This window comes from Nocardia sp. NBC_00511, from assembly GCF_045161165.1.
GTDB lineage: Bacteria > Actinomycetota > Actinomycetes > Mycobacteriales > Mycobacteriaceae > Nocardia.
Genome location: NZ_CP107849.1, coordinates 59,177 through 78,696 on the forward strand (window position 1 = coordinate 59,177; position 19,520 = coordinate 78,696).

Below are 19,520 nucleotides of genomic sequence, written 5' to 3' on the forward strand. Positions count from 1 at the left end.
TGGGTAGCCTCTTCTCATGTCGGAAGAGCCGTGGGGTGTGGTACCGGACGAGCTGCGTGAACTGACCGCCTCCCGGGAACGACTGCACGACCTGGTCGAGGCCGTCTACTCGGTGGTCTCCGACCTGGATGTGGACCGGGTGCTGCACGAGTTGGTGGCCGCGGCGGCCCGACTGGTCGACGCGAAATACGCTGCCCTCGGATTGCTGGAGATCGACACCGAGACCGAGGAGCGGCGACTCGCGCAATTCGTGCCCGTCGGCATGGACGACGAGACCATCGCGCTCATCGGGCACTGGCCGCGCGGCGAAGGGGTACTCGGCGCGGTGCTCGCCGGGGAAGAGGCGGTGCGGATGGCCGATGTCCGTCAGCATCCGGCCTTCAAGGGCTGGCCCCCGGGGCATCCCGACATGCGCAGCTTCCTCGGCGTGCCGGTGCGCTATCGGGGACGGGTGCTCGGTGATCTGTACCTGGCCGACAAGCGCGGCGGCGGCATCTTCTCCGAGGAGGACGAGCGGATCATCGAGGCGCTGGCCGTCATCGCCGCGGTCAAGATCGCCAATGTGCGGATGTACCGGCAGGTGCAGCGCGATGCGGTACGGCGACACGAGGATTCGATCAAGATCGCGGTCATGGAGGATCGCGACCGCATCGCCCGCGACCTGCACGACTCGGTCATCCAGCGGATCTACGCCTCCGGGCTGGCATTGCAGGGGGCGGTGCGGCTGGAGCCGTCGCGGGACGTCCAGCAACGCCTCGAACGCGTGGTGACCGCCCTCGACGAAACCATCCAGGACATTCGCGGCACCATCTTCTCGCTGCAATCCGCGGCGGGCGGGCACGGCGGATTACGCAGCGACATCACCGAATTGGTGACCACCGCGGCCCGGCACCTCGGCTTCACGCCGACCCTGCGGCAGAACGGGCCCATCGACACCGTGGTGCCGCCGGAGATCGCCCGGCAGGGCATCGCGGTGCTGCGGGAATCACTGTCTAACGTGGTGCGGCACGCCGACGCCACCCGCATCGACGTACGCGTCGACGTGAACCGCGGTGAACTGCGGATCATGGTGGCGGACAACGGCATCGGACTCGGTGATACGCCGCGTCGGGGCGGGCTGCGCAATATCGCCGAACGCGCCACCGAACTCGACGGGGTGCTCGAGGTGACTCCGGGCCTGGACGGCCGCGGCACCACGCTGCTGTGGCGGGTGCCGCTGCCGCAGGGTTAGTTCGCGGGCTGCGCCGCCGGTTGCGGTGTCGGAGCCGCCGCCGGTGCGGGGGCCGCGGGCGTCGCGGTGGCGGCAGCGGCCGCCGAGGCCTGGGCGGCCTGTGCCTTGTCCGACCACTTGGAAGTGCCGTTGGGCGCCGTCAGCGTGCTGACCAGATCCACGCCCGCGGCGATCAGGACCGGGCCGCCCACCACGATGGTGCCGATGATGCCGCCGATGCCCGCGCCGGTGGCCAGGCCGCCGATGCAGCCCGCCGCGATGGTCGCCACACAGCCGATGCCCGCGCCCAGCGCGGTGCCGACGAAACTGCCGATGCTGGAGGCCAGACCGAACTGGCTGCTGAAATTGCCCATCGCGCGCTGGTTCTCGACATCCGACGCGATCGGCTTGGCCACCAGCGGCTGGCTGATCGACAGGCCCGCGGGCTTGTCCGGGGTGAGGGCGAGGACAGTGTCGTTCTGCTGGAGCTCCGGCTTGACCGGGATGTCGATGGGGCCGAGGTGGAAGGCCAGCGGCAGGGTGAGCTGCACCTTGCCGTCGCTGTCCTTCACGTCGACCACGTTGACGACCTTGGCCGGGTCGACGGTCGCGCCGGTGGCGTCGACGACCGTGCCGTTCTGGTCGCTGAGTCGCTGGCTGCCGCCCGCGGCGACCTCGGTGTCGAGCGCCTTGGAGAGGGCGAAGGTGCCGCCGCGCAAGGTGGTGACGACCGCCTTGTCGATCAACTTCGCCGAGTAGGTGATGTTCTCGGGCGTCGTGGGCGAGGCGGGTTCGGCGAAGGCCGGGCCGGCTCCCGCGGTGAGTACTGCCCCCTGGGCTACGAACGTGCCGATCACCAGGGTGGCTGCCGCGGTAGCGCTGCGGAACTGCATTGCGGTATCCAATCCGTCATCAGGTGGGGCCGATCCAAACCCAGGAGCTTAATGGAAGTCGTAGGTGCCGAATAGGTTTCGGGCGCAGAAGACCAACCCGACTGATTCGCCCGTTATCGGGAAATTATCCGATTGGGGCGGATTGCCGGTTGGTGTCGATCACCCTAGCGCCCGCCCGACACCCGTGACCAGCGAACCGGCAAACTGCTGGACATGAGCCTCAGATACAGCGCCGGAGTCCTGCTCTTCCGCCGCACCACCGGCCTCGAAGTGCTGATCGGGCACATGGGCGGGCCGCTGTGGGCCAAGAAGGACGCCGCCGCCTGGTCCATCCCCAAGGGCGAATACGACCCCGGCGACGAGGAACCCCGCGTCGCCGCCGCGCGCGAGTTCACCGAGGAGCTCGGGCTGCCGGTCCCCGACGGCGACTGGATCCCGCTCGGCGACGTCGAATACGGCAGCGGGCGCGGCAAGAAGCAGGTCACCGTGTGGGCCCTCGAGGGCGATCTGGACGTGAGCCTCGTGGTGCCCGGCACCTTCGAGATGGAATGGCCGCCGCGCTCCGGACGGATGGCCGAATTCCCGGAGATCGACCGCGCGGAATGGTTCGACCTGGAGACCGCGCACGAGAAGCTCGGCAAGGGACAGCGGCCCTACCTGGACCGCCTGCGCGAGCACCTCGGCTGATCGGGGCGACCACCGCTCAGCCGAGACCGGAGACCACCGGGTTTGAGGTGGGTCGCACGCTGCGCAGCGACAGCGCTCGCATGCGTGACGATGTCGGCTCGCAGGCTGGGTCTGCGGTGCGGAAGATGCACTAGCGCAACGAGTTCGGACTGGCGCGGGAGTGTGGGACCGGGCCGATGTGTGATCGCATCGGCCCGGTCCGGGTTCACAGTCGCGGATCGACCGGTTCGGTCTCCAGCGCCAGCACCGCGAAAACCGCCTCGTGCACCCGCCACAGCGGTTCGCGGGACACCAAGCGCTCCAAGGCTTCCAGGCCCAGGGCGTATTCGCGCAGTGCCATCGAGCGCTTGCCGCCCAGCCCCCGCGAGCGCAGTCGAGCCAGCTGGTCGGGGCGCAGGTACTCCGGGCCGTAGATGATCCGGAGGTATTCCGGGCCACGGCATTTCACGCCCGGCTGCACCGGGCGGCCACTGCGTCCGCTGCCCGCGACGAAGGAATCCGCGGGTTTGACCACCATGCCCTCGCCGCCCGCTGCGGTGAGCTGCGTCCACCAGGCGGTGGCGGCGGCCTCCGACTCCGGATCGGCGAGGTCGACGGTGACGCGGGCGGTCGGCGTGAACAGCTCCGGGTCGGCGGCGACCAGACGGTCGATGCGCTCCAGATGCCAACTGTGCTCGCGGACGGCGTAATTCGCGCCCGCGGCCGCCAGCAGCTGGAAGGGAGCCAGACGCACGCCCGCTAGACCGTCCACCGGCCAGCAGTAGCGGCCGTAGGCGGCGGTGAAGGCGTCCGCGTCGTGGCCGCGCGCGGTGGTGCGCTCGGCCAGCTCGGCTACGTCAAGACCGCGTTCGGCCGCGGTCGCCAGCAGGCGGGAGGCCTCCGAGAGCGAGGCCCTGGCCGCCGCGCCGACCGCCGCGTACTGGTGGCGCAGCAGGCCGAGCGCCTTGGCCGACCACGGCATCAGCTCGGCGTCCAGCAGCAGCCAGTCCGACTCCAATTCCTCGAACAGCCCGGCGGTTTCGGCCGCCGCCCGCACCCGCGCCAGCAGCGCCTCGGTCTGCGCCGAATCGTCGAAGAACGGGCGGCCGGTACGGGTGTAGATCGCGCCCGTGCTGCCGTCCTCGACACCGAAGCGGTCCCGCGCGGCCTGCGCCGATCGTGAAACCACCAGCACCGCACGCGAACCCATGTGCTTCTCCTCGCACACCACCGTGTTCACACCCTCGGCGCGGTAGTACTCGAAGGCCTGCGCGGGATGCTCCAGCAGACCCTCCAGCGTGGAGGTCGCGCACGGCGACATGGTCGGCGGCAGGTACACCAGCCAGCGCGGATCCACGGCGAAACGGCTCATCACCTCGAGTGCGGCACTCGCGGCGTCCTCTCGCACGTTCACCCGGCCCAGGTGCCGCGTCTCCACCACACGGCGACCCAGCACGTCGTCCAGGTCGAGGACGCCCGGATCCCGCTGCACCACGGCCGTGCCGGTGGCGAAGGTGGCGGCCTCCAGTGGGCGCACCGGCTCGAACCAGACCTCGTGCGCCGCAACCGAAACCGGCTCTCGCTCGGGGTAGCGCAGCGCGGTCAGACGGCCGCCGAACACCACGCCGGTGTCCAGGCACAGGGTGTTGTTCACCCACACCAGCTCGGTCATCGGCGTGTGGCCGTAGAGCACCAGTGCCTTGCCGCGGTAGTCGCTGGCCCACGGGTAGCGCACCGGCAGCCCGTATTCGTCGGTCTCCCCGGTGGATTCGCCGTACATGGCGAACTCGCGCACCCGGCCCGAGGTGCGGCCCTGGTAGGCCTCCTTGAGACCGGCGTGCGCCACCACCAGCTTGCCGCCGTCCAGCACGTAGTGACTGACCAGCGACCGCATGAACTCCTGTGCGGCCTTGCGGAAGTCGGCGTCCTCGGCGGCGAGCTGCTCGAGCGACTCGGCCAGGCCGTGCGCCACCTTGACGCGGCGGCCGTCCAGTGCGCGCACCAGCTTGAACTCGTGGTTTCCGGTGACGCACAGGGCGTTTCCGGCCGCCACCATGCCCATCACCAGACGCAGCACGCCCGGGGTGTCCGGGCCGCGATCGACCAGATCGCCGACGAACACCGCGGTGCGACCCTCGGGGTGGCGAGCATCCACCGCCCGGCCCGCCTCGTCGCGGGTGATCGGGTAGCCGAGTTCGCCCAGCAGCTCCTCCAATTCCGCACGGCAGCCGTGGATGTCGCCGATCACGTCGAACGGGCCGGTCAGGTGGGTGAGGTCGTTCCACAGCCGCTCGTCGACAACGGTGGCGGCCTCGATCTCCTCGACACCGGCGAGCACGTGCACCTTGCGGAAGCCCTCACGCTCCAGGAACCGCAGCGAACGCCGCAGCTCCCGCTGCTGCCGCGACACCACGTGCGGGCCCAGATCTGTGCGATCCAGCCGCAACGCGTTGCGCCGCACACACTCCGCCTCCGGCACGTCCAGGACGATCGCCACCGGCAGCACATCGTGGGCGCGCGCCAGCTCCACCAGCGACTGCCGGGCCTTCGGCTGCACATTGGTGGCATCGATGACGGTGCGCAGGCCCAGCCGCAACCGCACGCCCGCCACATGGTGCAGCAGCGCGAACGCCTCGTCGGTGGCCGACTGATCGGCCTCGTCATCGCTGACCAGACCGCGGTAGGCGTCCGAGGACAGCACCGCCGTCGAGCGGAAATGCTTGTGCGCGAACGTGGTTTTCCCCGAGCCGCTGCTGCCGATCAACACGACCAGCGACAGCGCCGGTACCGACAGTTCCGTCATCACGCCGCTCCCTGCTCGTCGTCGTGCGCCGTGCGCGTGAACACTGCCATCTGCGTCGAAGCCCCCACCTGCTCGTCGACCGGCCCCACCGGCTCGAATCCCACCGTGTAGCCGTAACTTTCGCCGACCCGGTGCGCCCAGGCGGCGAATTCCGCCCGGCTCCACTCGAATCGGTGATCGTGATGCCGGAACGCGCCCGCGTCCAGGCCCTCGTAGAGCACGTTGTACTCACCGTTGGGCGTGGTCACGATGACCGCACCCGGCCGCGCCGACCCGAACACCGCCTGCTCGAGCGCGCCGAGCCGGGTGGCGTCCACATGCTCGATCACCTCCATCAGCACCGCCGCGTCGTACCCGCGCAGCGAGGCGTCGCTGTAGGTCAGCGCCCCTTGCCGCACACTGACCCGCCGCGCCTGCCACTCCGGCAACCGCCGCAGCCGCCGCGCCGTGATATGCAGCTCGCGCATCGACACGTCGATCCCGACGATCTCGCTGAAAGCCCGGTCCGCCACCAGTTCTCGCAGCAGCGCACCCTGCCCGCACCCGAGATCGAGCACCCGGCTCGCCCCGACCCCGAGCAGCGCCCGGCGCACCGCCGCCCGCCGCAGCACGGCCAGCGCAGGCCCACGCTCGGCGTCCGACACCACCGCGCCGTCGGCCGGATCGCCGCTCGCCGAGCCGCCGGCATCGTCCGCAGTCGCCGGGGCCGAATCGGCAACACTGCCGGTGTGGGCCGTCTGCGCGGGACGGGCCGGATCGACCTCCGGCACATCCGCGCGTCCTTCGAGCACACCGTCCGGGTCCGACACCGCTACGCCGTCCGGCTTCGAGGTGGCTTCGCCGTGTGACGGTGCTGCCCGGCCAGCGCGTACCGGACTCGTCGCCGGACCGCTCGCGACATCGGGTCCTGCTGTCCCGGAATGAGTTCCGACCACGTCGGGAGCGGAATCCGGCTGCTCCTCGTCGCAGGCGTCGTCCAGCACATCCAGGTCATCGGGTTCGCGGTCGTCGAGTTCGGCGAGGCGAGCCAGGGCGGTGCGGACCAGGGCGTAGCGGCGGGACAGGTAGCGGCGGGTGATCCACTCGCGTTCCGGGTGGTCGGCGAGCCAGGTTTCACCGGCGCGCAGCAGTTTGTCGATCTCCGTGGTGTCGAGGAAGTAGTGCTTGCTGCCGTCGAGGACGGGCAGCAGGACGTAGAGGTGCGACAGGGCGTCGGCCAGGCGCAGGGTGCCGGTGAGTTCGAGGCGCACGTAATGCGAGTCGCCCCAGTCCGGGAAGGCCGGGTCCAGGGGCAGGGGAGTGGCCGTGACCGTCCAGCCCAGGGGTGCGAAGACGCGTTCGGCGTACTCCGGGCCGCCCTTGCACGGTACGGCCGGGAGTTCGATGCGCAGCGCCAGCGGAGTGTCCGGCAGCTCAGGGCGCTGGGTGCAGCGGCCGTGCAGGGCGCTGCCGAAGACCGTGGAGATGGCCACCGCCAGCAGCGACGACGCGGCGTACGGCCGGTCGTTCACGTACTGTGCCAGGCTGAATTCGGGTGTGCCCTTGGACTTTCCGCGCACCGCTCCGCCTCCCCGCGCTTGACGGACCGGGTCGATCTCCAGCAGCAGCGCCGCCGTGCAGCGCTGCTCTGTCGCCTCCGGATAGAACACCTGCGCGACACCGTAGGACTGCTCGAAAGTCTGGATGCGCGAAGGGTTCTTGTGCAGCAGAAAACCGAGATCGGTGGCCGGCCAGGCGGCGCCCTCGGGTCGCGTACAAGAAATCGTCAGCAGCATGCTGAGATGCTCTCTTACGTCAAGGCGGGTCGCAAACATATTTCCGTCTCGAAAGGCTCGCTGTCCGGGACGGTGCGGATGGTCACAACCTGGCGTCGCTCTCGCCGAAAACCGTTGTCGCACAGCACGGTGGCGATCACACTCGAACAAGCGTCCAGTGGACGTTCTCGCCGGTCAGCGCACTACCGGCGGGCCCGGCTCCGGGGGACGGATCGGCCGGGGCGGGGTCTGCGCGACAGGTGGTGGCGACATGCGCCGATCCGACCCGACCAATCGATACGACCGCGCCGGACTGCTACCCGTGCTCTCGGTCGCCACGCTGCTGACCGCCTGCACCGTCGCGGGCAGCCCACAGGCTGCCCCGCCACGGTTGGGACGCCTCGACCTCGACGGATACAGCGGTCGAGCGCTGGCCGAGCCCGCGGCGGCCGGGGAAACCTATGGGGCGCTGATGGAATCGGTGCGGATGGCCGACGCACTCGTCTCACCGCTCGCGATCGACCCGGGACTGACGCACATCGCGGCGGTCCCCGTGCCGACCCCGGCCGACGCGGTCGGCATCCTCGCCGACGTCACCGTCCCGACGCTCACCGCGCACGGCATGCTGGCGGGCTTCAGCATCGGCGGCACCGACGACCCCACCGGCACCCCGCACATCGGCACCGCGCGCTCGGTGCGGATCACGGTGCTGCGCGTGCGCGACAATACGGCGGCCATCGACGCCGCCCACGACATCGACTCGGTCGACTACGACTACAACCGGGACAACGTCGCCGTGCGATTCTCCGAATACTTTGCGACACACGGGCATTGGCGGCCCCTCGTGCCCACGTTCGCCGCCACGCTGGCGCACGGACCCTACGTGGTGACCCTGTTCATCACCGACCCGACCACCGACCGCGCCACCCTGCGCGACCTGGCCACCACCGCCTTCGACGCGGAACTACCGCGCCTCGACGCCTTCGCGCCCACTCCCGCCGAGGGGTTGCCCGCCCTCCCGCTCGACCCGGACGGACTGCTGAGCCGACTCGTGCCCGCCGAAGCCGGAAAATGGCCGTACCCCAGGGTGTTTCGCGACGACGACGCGCACATCGCAGGCTGGGGCGGGCAGCGCGGCGCGGACGGGATCGTCTACGGACCGCTGCTCGCGCAGGTCTGGCTCGACCGGCCCGAACAAGACCTGATCCCGGTCGAGGCCATGGCCGTCTCGGGATCCGCGCGACTGCTCCGTTTCGCCGATCCGGTCGCGGCGCGAAAAGCCCTGCGGCGCCTGACCGAACGCGACGCCGACGGGTCCGCCGTGGAATCCCCGGCGGGCGTCCCCGACACCGTCTGCCGGCACGAATCCGAGACGGATCCGCAGGCGGGCGAGGACGGATACCGCTGCCTGGTACTGGAGGGCCGCTACCTGGCGCTGGTGCCCGCCGCGACCGCACCGGATGTGCGGCGCAAGGCCGCGGCGCAGTACGAGGTACTCGCCACCGACCAGTAGCGCGGCACTCCCCATCGGCCAGTGGTGCGGCACTCCCCATCGGCCGCCGATGTAGCGGTTCTCGCATCGGGGCAAGGCGTTCCGCGTCGCCCCACCCCGCCCACATCGCCCCCGGCGTGTAGGTTCGGCGCGGCGCGCCGCAACCCCGCGGCCGGACTCGGACACGGTGGAACAGGAGCGGCGATGCGCTTGATGGGCAAGATCGGTGCGATCGGTGCGGCCGCGGCCGCGGTGGTACTGGTGGCCGGCTGCGGTAGCAGCGACAGCAAGTCCGACTCGACGTCCTCGACGGCGGCCCCGTTCACCGCCACCGTCGCAGTCCCGCAGGCCGACGGCCACGACTGCGCGGTCACCATCGACGGCGGCTTCGGCACCGCCCCCAAGATCACCATTCCGGACGGCTGCACGCCGCCCACCGACCTCATCGTCAAGGACATCGTCCCCGGCAGCGGCCCGGGCGCGGCGGCCGGACAGCCGTTGACCATGAACTACTCGCTGGTCACCTGGTCGGACAAGAAGAAGCTGGACAGCTCCTTCGACCGCGGCAAGCCGTTCACCCTCACCCTCGGCGCGGGCCAGGTCATCAAGGGCTGGGACCAGGGCCTGGTCGGTGTCCAGAAGGGCGCCCGCCGCGTGCTCATCGTCCCGTCCAACCTCGGTTACGGCCAGGGCGGCAACGGCATCAAGCCCAACGAGACGCTGGTCTTCGTCACCGACGCCGTCCAGGTCGGGAGCTGATTGCGACCCCGCTCGCACCGTCGACTAACCTGGTCGGGATGCGTTCGGGGGGAACCTAGACGTCAACCATGAATGAACAACGAACAAGGAGCATGTCCGTGAAGAGCACCGTCGAGCAGCTGAGCCCGACTCGGGTCCGCATCAATGTCGAGGTGCCCTTCGAGGAGCTCAAGCCCGACTTCGACCGCGCCTACAAGGCTCTCGCGCAGCAGATCAAGATCCCCGGCTTCCGTCCGGGCAAGGCTCCGGCCAAGCTCCTCGAGGCCCGTGTCGGCCGTGGCGCCGTGCTGGAGCAGGTCGTCAACGATGTGCTGCCCAAGCGCTACAGCGAAGCCGTGATCGAGACCAAGGCCAAGGTCATCGGCCAGCCGGAGATCGAGATCACCAAGATCGAAGACGGCGAAGAGCTGGCGTTCACCGCCGAGGTCGACGTCCGCCCCGAGATCGCGCTGCCCGACTTCTCGACCCTCGCGGTCACCGTCGACCCGATCGAGATCAGCGACGAGGACATCGACGAGCAGCTGCAGTCGCTGCGTCAGCGCTTCGGCACCCTCAAGGCCGTCGAGCGGGCCATCGAATCCGGTGACTTCGTCTCCATCGACCTGTCCGCGACCGTCGACGGCGAGCCCGTCGAGGAGGCCTCCACCAGCGGCCTGTCGCACGAGGTCGGTTCCGGCCAGCTCATCGAGGGCCTCGACGAGACCCTGATCGGCCTCAAGGAGGGCGAGTCCAAGGACTTCACCTCCAAGCTGGTCGCCGGCGAGCACGCCGAGAAGGAAGCGATCATCACCGTCACCGTGCAGTCGGTGAAGGAGCGCGAGCTGCCCGAGGCCGATGACGACTTCGCCCAGCTGGCAAGCGAATTCGACACCATCGCCGAGCTGAACGAGGACCTCAAGACCCGCGTCGAGCGCGTCAAGAAGGTGCAGCAGGCCGGCGAGATCCGCGACAAGGTGCTCGAGGCGCTGCTGGAGCAGGTCGAGGTGCCGCTGCCGGAGAAGGTCGTGCAGGCCGAGATCGACGCCGTCAAGCACGACGCCGTCCACGGCTTCGACCACGACGAGGCCAAGCTGGCCGAGGCGCTCGAGGCGCAGGGCTCCTCGCTCGAGGAGTTCGAGAAGGACACCAAGGAGTCGGCCGAGAAGTCGGTCAAGACCCAGCTGCTGCTCGACGCCGTCGCCGAGCAGGAGAACACCCAGGTCGGCCAGGACGAGCTCTACGAGCGGATCATCTTCCAGGCGCAGCGCTACGGCATGTCGCCCGATCAGTTCATCCAGCAGATCCAGCAGGCCGGTCAGCTGCCCGCCGTCTTCGCCGACGTGCGTCGCGGCAAGGCTCTCGCCGGTGTGGTCTCCAGCGTGGTCGTCACCGACACCGCGGGCAACACCGTGGACACCGCCGAGATGTTCGGCAACCCGGCCGAAGAAGCCGAAGAGGTTTCCGCTGAGGAGCTCGCGACCGTCGCCGACGCGGCCGAGGCGGAAGCCGAAGTCGAAGCCAAGTAAGAACTCCATATTCGGCCCGGCGCGCCGGGCCGCGCAGCGACCTTGTAGTTTTGCGCTGTGAGCGAAGCAGGGCGGTACCGGGAGTTCGGTGCCGCCCTGCTTCGTTAGGGTCTGTGACAGCGCTGGAATTTCAGGTGCTGGGTTATTCAAGTGATCAGTAGGGGCTTGTAACCGAGCCGTTGAGAGAGGGCAGGTATCCGTGACAATTCATCAGGCAGGGGTGCGCATGACATCCGCGACTGCTGGTCTGAACCTCAGTGATTCGGTGTACGAGCGCCTGCTGCGCGAACGAATCATCTTCCTGGGGACTCAGGTCGACGACGACATCGCCAACAAGCTGTGCGCGCAGATCCTCCTGTTGTCGGCTGAAGACCCGACCAAGGACATCGCGCTCTACATCAACTCGCCGGGTGGTTCGGTCACCGCGGGTATGGCCATCTACGACACCATGCAGTTCGCCGAGTGCGACATCAAGACGGTCGGCATGGGCCTGGCCGCCTCCATGGGTCAGTTCCTGCTCGCCGCGGGCGCGAAGGGCAAGCGCTACGCGCTGCCGCACGCGCGGATCATGATGCACCAGCCGTCGGCCGGTCTCGGTGGTTCGGCCGCCGACATCGCCATCCAGGCCGAGCAGTTCGCCTACACCAAGCGCGAACTCAACGAGCTGCAGGCGCTGCACACCGGTAAGTCCATCGAGCAGGTCACCGCCGACGCCGATCGCGACCGCTGGTTCACCGCCGCCGACGCCAAGGACTACGGGTTCATCGACCACGTGGTCACCCACGCCAGCCAGGCGAACGGCAACTAGGTCCGCACCCCTACAGACTTCTGGAGACGTTTATGTCCAACATGATCGATCCGCGGGCCGCGGGCGTCACCTTCGCCGCCGCCGGTAACCTGCCGCAGTCGCGCTACATCCTGCCGCAGTTCACCGAGCAGACCAGCTTCGGCGTCAAGACCTCCGACCCGTACAACAAGCTGTTCGAAGAGCGAATCATCTTCCTGGGCAACCAGGTCGACGATGTCTCCGCCAACGACATCATGGCGCAGCTGCTGGTGCTGGAGTCGCAGGATCCGGACCGCGACATCACCATGTACATCAACTCGCCCGGTGGCTCGTTCACCGCGCTGATGGCCATCTACGACACCATGCAGTACGTGCGCGCCGACGTCGCGACCGTGTGCCTGGGCCAGGCCGCCTCGGCCGCCGCGGTCATCCTCGCGGCCGGCGCCCCCGGCAAGCGCGCCGCGCTGCCGAACGCCCGCGTGCTGATCCACCAGCCGTCCACCTCGGGTGGCATCCAGGGTCAGGTCTCCGACCTCGAGATCCAGGCCGCCGAGATCGAGCGGATGCGTCGCCTGATGGAGATCACCCTCGCCCGGCACACCGGCAAGGACGCGGACACCATCCGCAAGGACACCGACCGCGACAAGATCCTCACCGCGGCCGATGCCAAGGATTACGGCATCGTCGACACGGTCTTCGAGTACCGGAAGCTCAGCGCCCAGAAGTAAGCGGGAAACCGCGCCGCTGCACCGCGGCCGGGTGGCGGGTGAGATCACGCTCGCCACCCGGGCAGGGTGAGGCCACGCACATGTCCGTCGAGAAACGTGCCCAAGTTGTCGACCTCGGTCGGCTGGAACGGGTACGGTCACTCTAGGGACCTTTGCTCGTGGTTGTCGGCTCTGCTCTTCACGAACGCAGCTCGTAACGAACGCGATTTTGTGAACCAGCCGAATCGCCGGATCCGCAAACTCAGGGGTCGCGGCTTACGCTCGAAGAAGGCAGCTCGCCGGCAGCCGGGGACAGACGGTTGCACGCGGACAAGGAAGTAGGGACCCAGGAGATGGCGCGCATCGGTGATGGCGGCGATCTGTTGAAGTGCTCGTTCTGCGGAAAGAGCCAGAAGCAGGTCAAGAAACTCATTGCGGGACCGGGGGTGTACATCTGCGACGAGTGCATCGACCTGTGCAACGAGATCATCGAGGAAGAGCTCGCCGAATCCAGCGAGGTCAAGCTCGACGAGTTGCCCAAGCCCGCGGAAATCCGTGATTTTCTCGAGCAGTACGTGATCGGGCAGGACTCCGCCAAGCGGACCCTCGCGGTCGCGGTCTACAACCACTACAAGCGAATTCAGGCCGGCGACAAGGGCCGCGACTCCCGGGGTGAACCGGTCGAGTTGATGAAGTCCAACATCCTGATGCTCGGTCCGACGGGTTGCGGTAAGACCTACCTGGCGCAGACCCTGGCCAAGATGTTGAACGTCCCGTTCGCCATCGCCGACGCCACCGCGCTGACCGAGGCCGGTTATGTCGGTGAGGATGTCGAGAACATCCTGCTGAAGCTGATCCAGGCCGCCGACTACGACGTCAAGCGCGCCGAGACCGGCATCATCTACATCGACGAGGTCGACAAGATCGCCCGCAAGTCGGAGAACCCGTCGATCACCCGCGACGTCTCCGGTGAGGGTGTGCAGCAGGCGCTGCTGAAGATCCTCGAGGGCACGCAGGCGTCGGTGCCGCCGCAGGGCGGTCGCAAGCACCCGCACCAGGAGTTCATCCAGATCGACACCACCAACGTGCTGTTCATCGTTGCCGGTGCGTTCGCGGGTCTGGAGCGGATCGTGCAGGATCGAGTCGGCAAGCGCGGCATCGGTTTCGGTGCCGAGGTGCGTTCCAAGGCCGAGATCGACACCGCCGACCACTTCGTCGACGTGATGCCCGAGGACCTGATCAAGTTCGGTCTGATCCCCGAGTTCATCGGTCGTCTGCCGATCGTGGCCTCGGTGACCAACCTGGACAAGGAATCCCTCGTCCGCATTCTCGCCGAGCCGAAGAACGCGCTGGTCAAGCAGTACGTCCGGCTCTTCGAGATGGACGGCGTGGACCTGGAATTCACCCAGGACGCGCTGGAAGCCATTGCGGACCAGGCGATTCTGCGTGGCACCGGTGCTCGTGGCCTGCGCGCCATCATGGAGGAGGTGCTCCTCCCGGTGATGTACGACATCCCCAGCCGCGACGATGTGGCCAAGGTGGTCGTGAACGCCGACACCGTCAACGACAATGTGCTGCCGACCATCGTGCCGCGCAAGCGTCAGTCGGGTCCGGAGCGCCGCGAGAAGTCGGCGTAACCGGCCGACCGGTTCGAAATACCCAGAGAGCGGCTCCGCGAGTAAATCGCGGAGCCGCTCTCGTTGTTGTTGTCGGCGGGCTTCGTCGCGTCGCAGCGCCGCACAGCCGTTGGATCTGGGATTCCCCCATGCGGATCCTCCCGTGCCCGGGGAGTTTCCGGTACCGCTGCATATCTTCTTCGATATCGACCGCCCGTTGTCGGTCGGTCACGGAGTCGGTGACGGTCGATTGCTCGATCGCGGCCGGTTGTGAAGATCGCCGTTGATCTTCCGTGGTTCGCCGTTGAACCTTTACTCCGCTACTCCGGAAATCGGTGTGTGTTCCTCACCTGTTACGACGGCGCGATGCCCGCGAAATCATCGGCCCGTGTTGCCGCGGCGGGGAAACCGGACGGTGAAGGGTGTCGGTTCCGGGACCGGGAAGCGTTCGCGCGGGGCGACCAGCAGTGCGGCCAGACCCAAGGCGGGCAGCGCGAGCACCGATAGCAGCGACAGCGTGTAGCTGACGGTGCTGAGCTCTTCCGGGTGGTGGAAGGCGTGGTAGATGAGGTGCGGGACGCCGAAGACGATCCAGCCGAAGCCCGCGACCCGGGCGATGACGCTGTCGCGATACCAGAGCGCCGCGCCGGAGATGGCGCCCAGTGCGAGGAAGAACGCCCCCACGTCGGCGACCAGGTGATGGTTGTACGGCCCGTCGGCGCGCACCCAGTGCAGCCCGAATCCGGGGAAGCTGTCGTAGAACGATTCCGGCGCGCACACCGCCCACAGCCCGGTGATGATTCCGATCGCGGTCAGTACCCCCAGCAGGCTGAACAGGGCGATCCACCGCCGCCGGTTCACTTCCAGCTTCATGCTGACGCGCACACCGTTTCCGGTGCCGTGCAAAGAGATCCGCACAGGTCCCTCCCACCCTCGGGCCCGATTCGGGGCGGCACGCGCCGAATCACTGTGCTGCCACCGTAATTCCGAGGGCGGGAGGGAACAACCCTCGAGCTAGATCTGCTCCATCTTCAGATCCTCGGGCCCCCAGTAGGCCCGCATGCTGATGATCTTGCCCTCGTCGTTCAACTCCATCACGTCGATGGGCGACAACGTCATCCGATGCCCATTGGACACCGTCACCAATGTGAACGAAGCAGCCACCTGATTGCCCACCACCTTCACGGTGTGCAACTCGGTCTCCCGCTCCAAGCTCTCGAGCGCCGTGTAGAGCTCCCCGATGGCCGCATGCCCCCGCCGCTGCGGAGTCCCGATCGGATCCTCCACGACAGCATCCTCGGCATACAGATCCACGATCGCCGAGGTAGGCCCGCTGGCCACCAACTTCACATACTGTTCGACCACATCACGAGGCTGCGCTGCCATGGAAACTCCCGTTCGAATTGAAACGTGTTCTACCGCGCAGCGTAGCAGCCACCGACCCGCCGCGAACCCCTGCGCCTCACTGTGCGGAACCGGTTTTCGGCCCGCTCCGGGGTGTTCAGAGGATCACCCGTTCGGGGGCGGAATAGACGTTCATGGAGTCGCCGCGGAGGAAGCCTACGAGGGTGATGCCGGTTTCGGTGGCCAGGTCTACGGCCAGGGAGCTGGGGGCGGAGACGGCGCCGAGGAAGGGGAGGCCGGCCATGGCGGCTTTTTGGACCAGTTCGAAGGAGGCTCGGCTGGAGACCATGAGGAGGAGGTCGGGGGTGAGGCGGGATTCTCGGAGGGCCCAGCCGATTACCTTGTCGACGGCGTTGTGCCGGCCTACGTCCTCGCGGACCACGAGGGGGGTGCCGTCGGGGGTGAAGAGGCCCGCGGCGTGCAGGCCGCCGGTGGCGGCGAAAACCTGTTGGAGGGAACGGAGTTGGTCGGGGAGCTTCGCGAGGGTGGGGACGTCGACCAGCGGGGTGGGGGCGGGGATGGGGTTGGGGAGGCGGGTGCGGACTTCGTCGAGGGCGGTTTTGCCGCAGAGGCCGCAGGCGCTGTTGGTGAGGAAGTTGCGGGGGCGCACCGTTATCGGGGTGCGGAATTGGATGTCGAGGAGGTTGTAGGTGTTCTGGCCGTTCTCGTCGGTGCCGGCGCAGTAGCGGGCCGTCCGGATGTCCTCGGCGGCGGTGATGATGCCCTCGGTGTAGAGGAAGCCGTGGATGAGGTCGATATCGGCGCCGGGGGTGCGCATGGTGACCGTCAGAGACTCTCCGCCGGTGCGGATTTCGAGTGGCTCCTCCACCGCGAGGGTGTCGGGGCGGGTGACCGTGCCGGTGGGGGAGATGCGCAGGGTGGGGCGGCGGGCGGTGACTCTGCTCATGCGGTGGGGACGTCCGCGACGGTGTGGACGTGGGGTTCGAGGCGGATGGTGACCGCCTTGGAGACGGGGGTGTTGGAACGCTGCGCCACATGGTCGAGGGGGATCAGCGGGTTGGTCTCGGGGTAGTAGGCGGCCGCGTTGCCGCGCGGGGTGGCGTAGCCGACCACGCGGAAGCCGGTGACGCGGCGTTCACTGCCGTCGGTCCACTCGGAGACCAGATCCACCAGATCGTCCTCGGCCAAACCGAATTCGGTGATGTCTGCTGGATTGACCAGCACCACCCGGCGGCCGTTGTGGATGCCGCGGTAGCGGTCGTCGAGGCCGTAGATGGTGGTGTTGTACTGGTCGTGGCTGCGCAGGGTCTGCAGGATCAACCGGCCCTCGGGGACGGGCAGCCAGTGCAGGTCGTTGACCGCGAAATTGGCCTTGCCGGTGCTGGTCCGGAACTCGCGGGCGTCCCGCGGCGGGTGCGGAAGCTGGAAACCGTTGCGGCCGCGCACCTTCGCGTTGTAGTCGGTGCAGCCGGGGACGACATTCGCGATGGCGTCGCGGATCCGGTCGTAATCGCGTTGCAGCTCCGCCCACGGCACCGAGTGCTCGGGACCGAACACCTGCTGGGCGAGTTCGCACACGATGGCGACCTCACTGCGCAGTTCGCCGCTGACGGGCTTCAGCCGCCCGGTGGACAGGTGCACCATCGACATCGAATCCTCGACCGAAACCTGTTGCCGCGCACCGTTTTGCACGTCCTCGTCGGTGCGGCCCAGCGTCGGCAGGATGAGCGCCGTCCGCCCGTGCACCACGTGACTGCGGTTCAACTTGGTCGAAACCTGCACGGTGAGAGCGCAATTGCGCAGCGCCGTCTCTGTCACCTCGGTGTCGGGGGTCGCGGAGACGAAGTTGCCGCCCATACCGAAGAACACCTTGCCGCGCCCGTCCCGCATGGCGCGAATGGCATTGACGGTGTCCCAGCCGTGTTCACGCGGACTGGTGATCCCGAATTCGTGATCCAGCGCGGACAGGAACGCCTCGGGCATCTTCTCCCAGATGCCCATGGTGCGGTCGCCCTGCACGTTGGAGTGCCCGCGCACCGGGCACACGCCCGCGCCGGGCTTGCCGATCATGCCGCGCATCAGCAGCAGGTTGGTGGCCTCCTCGATGGTGGCGACCCCGTGCACCTGCTGGGTCAAACCCATGGCCCAGCAGATGATGGTGGCCTTCGATTCGGCCAGCAGCGCCGCCGTGCGGTCCAGGTCCGCGCGCGAGAGCCCGGTGGCCTGCTCGACCACCGCGAGGTCGACGGCCCGCATCTGCTTCTCGTACTCGGCGAAGCTCGCGGTGTGCGCGTCCACGAACGTGCGATCCACCACGGTCCCGGGTGCCCGGTCCTCGGCTTCGAACAGCAGCTTGCCCAGGCCCTGGAACAGCGCCATGTCGCCGCCGAGCCGGATCTGCAGGAAGTCGTCGGCGATGGTGATGCCGCCGGTGAAACCCTTCACGGTCTGCGGATCCTTGAACCCGATGAGCCCGGTCTCGGGCAGCGGGTTGACCGCGATCACCTTCGCGCCGTGCGTTTTCGCCTCGCCGAGCGCCGAGAGCATGCGCGGATGATTGGTGCCCGGATTCTGCCCGGCCACGATGATCACGTCGGCGGCCGAGAAGTCGTCGATGGTCACCGAGCCCTTGCCGATGCCGATCGAACTCACCAGCGCGGTGCCGGAGGACTCGTGGCACATGTTGGAGCAGTCCGGCAGGTTGTTGGTGCCGAAACTGCGGACCAGCAGCTGGTAGAGGAACGCGGTCTCGTTGGCGGTGCGGCCGGAGGTGTAGAAGACGGCCTCGTCGGGTGAGTCCAGGCCGTTGAGCTGTTCGGCGATCAGCCGGTAGGCGTCGTCCCACGGGATGGGGGAGTAGTGGGTGTCGCCCTCGCGCAACACCATCGGATGGGTGAGGCGGCCCTGCTGCCCGAGCCAGTAGCCGGACTTGCCCTCCAGATCCGCGAGGGAGTGCTCGGCGAAGAATTCGGGGGTGACGGTGCGCAGGGTCGCCTCCTCGGCGACCGCCTTCGCGCCGTTCTCACAGAACTCGGCCGGACGCCGCCGACCGCTCGGTTCCGGCCAGGCGCAGCCCGGGCAGTCGAACCCGTGGCGCTGATTCACCCGGGTCAGCGTGCGGGCGGTCCGGGTCACGCCCATCTCCTCGACCGCGCGCTCCAACGCGACCGTGACCGCCTTGACCCCCGCCGCCGCCGTCTTCGGCGCGGTGACCGTCAGCGCGGACTCGTCGATATCACTCTTCGGCGCGGAACGATGCATGGCCTCGATTGTCCTCTCCGGCGCGGGGGCTGTCCCAGTCGGTATCCGCATCGTATGTCCGAATCGCGGGGGACCCGGGCGCGGTGGGAGTGTCCGGGGTTCGATGCGGGCGTCGTGTGAACGCGGACGCGGTGGGCCGCGATAACCGGATCGAGGGGTTCATACCGGCGTGCACACGCCGTCCAGGGGTTGTCGTCGATGCGTCCGACAGGTAACGCCTCGGCGAGACGGCTCCGCTCCCGGGCTCGACGGACTTACCATCGAACGAGCGAGGTCACGCCGAATGAATACATGCGTACATTCTGGTCGGCGTGCCGGAGGGGAACGCCGGCGCGCGAAATTGACACGCGCGGTGCGGCTTTCACAGCGAACCTCGCGGCTGCTGCTATTGCTGGTGTCCGCCCTCGCGCTGGCGATTCCGGCGGTGATCGGTTGGGCGGCCCCGAACGATACCGCACCCGCGGTCGCGCCGATCGGGATTCACCAGGATCGCGCACCCGCGAAAGTTCCCACCACCACACCGAATCCGGGCTACAACAGCGGCGGGCAGTCCGACCCCTGCTACGCCAGCACCGGTTGCGGGAGCAAACCCACCGAGTACTGCCCCGACGGTTCGGTCAAGCCCGCCAGCGGCAAATGCCCGGTGCAGCAGGAATATTGCCCGGACGGCTCACTGAAACCATCCGGCGGGTCCTGCCCGGC

The 19,520-nt window shown here is 68.2% G+C and carries 15 protein-coding genes; 8 read left to right on the forward strand and 7 right to left on the reverse strand.

The genetic code is table 11. From position 1 onward, the window contains the following. The first annotated feature begins 16 nt into the window (after window positions 1-16). Entirely contained in the window at window positions 17-1,231 is a 1,215-nt protein-coding gene (locus tag OG300_RS00355) for a GAF domain-containing protein (RefSeq protein ID WP_405490899.1), read from the forward strand. Here OG300_RS00355 and OG300_RS00360 read toward each other — a convergent pair. Then, window positions 1,228-2,103 carry a hypothetical protein gene (locus tag OG300_RS00360; RefSeq protein ID WP_405490901.1) on the reverse strand — a complete coding sequence of 292 codons (876 nt, stop codon included), beginning with the start codon at window positions 2,101-2,103 and terminating at the stop codon, window positions 1,228-1,230. The two genes, OG300_RS00355 and OG300_RS00360, sit on opposite strands and share 4 nt — an antisense overlap. Window positions 2,104-2,316: 213 nt before the next feature. On the opposite strand from OG300_RS00360, the gene OG300_RS00365 reads away from it, so the two are divergent. Next, the gene (locus OG300_RS00365; RefSeq protein ID WP_405490903.1) at window positions 2,317-2,790 is read left to right on the forward strand and encodes an NUDIX domain-containing protein; all 474 of its coding nucleotides are present in this window, start codon (window positions 2,317-2,319) and stop codon (window positions 2,788-2,790) included. Window positions 2,791-2,995: 205 nt separating this feature from the next. Here the strand turns inward: OG300_RS00365 and OG300_RS00370 are convergent, their stop codons facing one another. Continuing rightward, window positions 2,996-5,572 carry a polynucleotide kinase-phosphatase gene (locus OG300_RS00370; protein WP_405490905.1) on the reverse strand — a complete coding sequence of 859 codons (2,577 nt, stop codon included), beginning with the start codon at window positions 5,570-5,572 and terminating at the stop codon, window positions 2,996-2,998. Further along, window positions 5,572-7,347, reverse strand: coding sequence for a 3' terminal RNA ribose 2'-O-methyltransferase Hen1 (locus tag OG300_RS00375; RefSeq protein WP_405490907.1), 1,776 nt, complete (start codon window positions 7,345-7,347; stop codon window positions 5,572-5,574). Before OG300_RS00375 ends, OG300_RS00370 begins: the two co-directional genes overlap by 1 nt. 250 nt (window positions 7,348-7,597) lie before the next feature. Between OG300_RS00375 and OG300_RS00380 the strand changes: the two genes are divergently transcribed. From OG300_RS00380 to clpX, 6 genes are all read left to right on the forward strand, one after another. After that, window positions 7,598-8,839: a hypothetical protein gene (locus OG300_RS00380; RefSeq protein WP_405490908.1), complete on the forward strand. Its 1,242-nt coding sequence runs from the start codon at window positions 7,598-7,600 to the stop codon at window positions 8,837-8,839. A gap of 183 nt (window positions 8,840-9,022) precedes the next feature. Further along, window positions 9,023-9,577 (forward strand): FKBP-type peptidyl-prolyl cis-trans isomerase, encoded by a 555-nt coding sequence (locus OG300_RS00385; protein ID WP_405490909.1) that lies wholly within the window; start codon window positions 9,023-9,025, stop codon window positions 9,575-9,577. Between the two features lie 98 nt (window positions 9,578-9,675). Next, on the forward strand, window positions 9,676-11,082 hold the full coding sequence (gene tig / locus OG300_RS00390) for a trigger factor (protein WP_405490911.1): 1,407 nt from the start codon (window positions 9,676-9,678) through the stop codon (window positions 11,080-11,082). 226 nt (window positions 11,083-11,308) lie between these two features. After that, entirely contained in the window at window positions 11,309-11,890 is a 582-nt protein-coding gene (locus tag OG300_RS00395; RefSeq protein ID WP_405490913.1) for an ATP-dependent Clp protease proteolytic subunit, read from the forward strand. Between the two features lie 32 nt (window positions 11,891-11,922). Continuing rightward, on the forward strand, window positions 11,923-12,597 hold the full coding sequence (locus tag OG300_RS00400) for an ATP-dependent Clp protease proteolytic subunit (RefSeq protein WP_405490915.1): 675 nt from the start codon (window positions 11,923-11,925) through the stop codon (window positions 12,595-12,597). 332 nt (window positions 12,598-12,929) lie between these two features. Further along, window positions 12,930-14,213 (forward strand): ATP-dependent Clp protease ATP-binding subunit ClpX, encoded by a 1,284-nt coding sequence (gene clpX / locus OG300_RS00405; protein WP_405490917.1) that lies wholly within the window; start codon window positions 12,930-12,932, stop codon window positions 14,211-14,213. A 357-nt stretch (window positions 14,214-14,570) separates the two neighbouring features. Here the strand turns inward: clpX and OG300_RS00410 are convergent, their stop codons facing one another. The 4 genes from OG300_RS00410 to OG300_RS00425 all read right to left on the reverse strand — a co-directional run bounded on the left by OG300_RS00410 (window position 14,571) and on the right by OG300_RS00425 (window position 18,818). After that, window positions 14,571-15,110: a hypothetical protein gene (locus OG300_RS00410; protein ID WP_405490919.1), complete on the reverse strand. Its 540-nt coding sequence runs from the start codon at window positions 15,108-15,110 to the stop codon at window positions 14,571-14,573. A gap of 96 nt (window positions 15,111-15,206) precedes the next feature. Next, window positions 15,207-15,578 (reverse strand): nuclear transport factor 2 family protein, encoded by a 372-nt coding sequence (locus tag OG300_RS00415; protein ID WP_405490921.1) that lies wholly within the window; start codon window positions 15,576-15,578, stop codon window positions 15,207-15,209. A gap of 115 nt (window positions 15,579-15,693) precedes the next feature. Beyond that, entirely contained in the window at window positions 15,694-16,503 is an 810-nt protein-coding gene (gene fdhD / locus OG300_RS00420; RefSeq protein ID WP_405490923.1) for a formate dehydrogenase accessory sulfurtransferase FdhD, read from the reverse strand. Next, window positions 16,500-18,818 carry an FdhF/YdeP family oxidoreductase gene (locus tag OG300_RS00425; protein ID WP_405490925.1) on the reverse strand — a complete coding sequence of 773 codons (2,319 nt, stop codon included), beginning with the start codon at window positions 18,816-18,818 and terminating at the stop codon, window positions 16,500-16,502. The genes fdhD and OG300_RS00425 overlap by 4 nt, the downstream gene beginning before the upstream one ends. Between the last annotated feature and the right edge of the window lie 702 nt (window positions 18,819-19,520).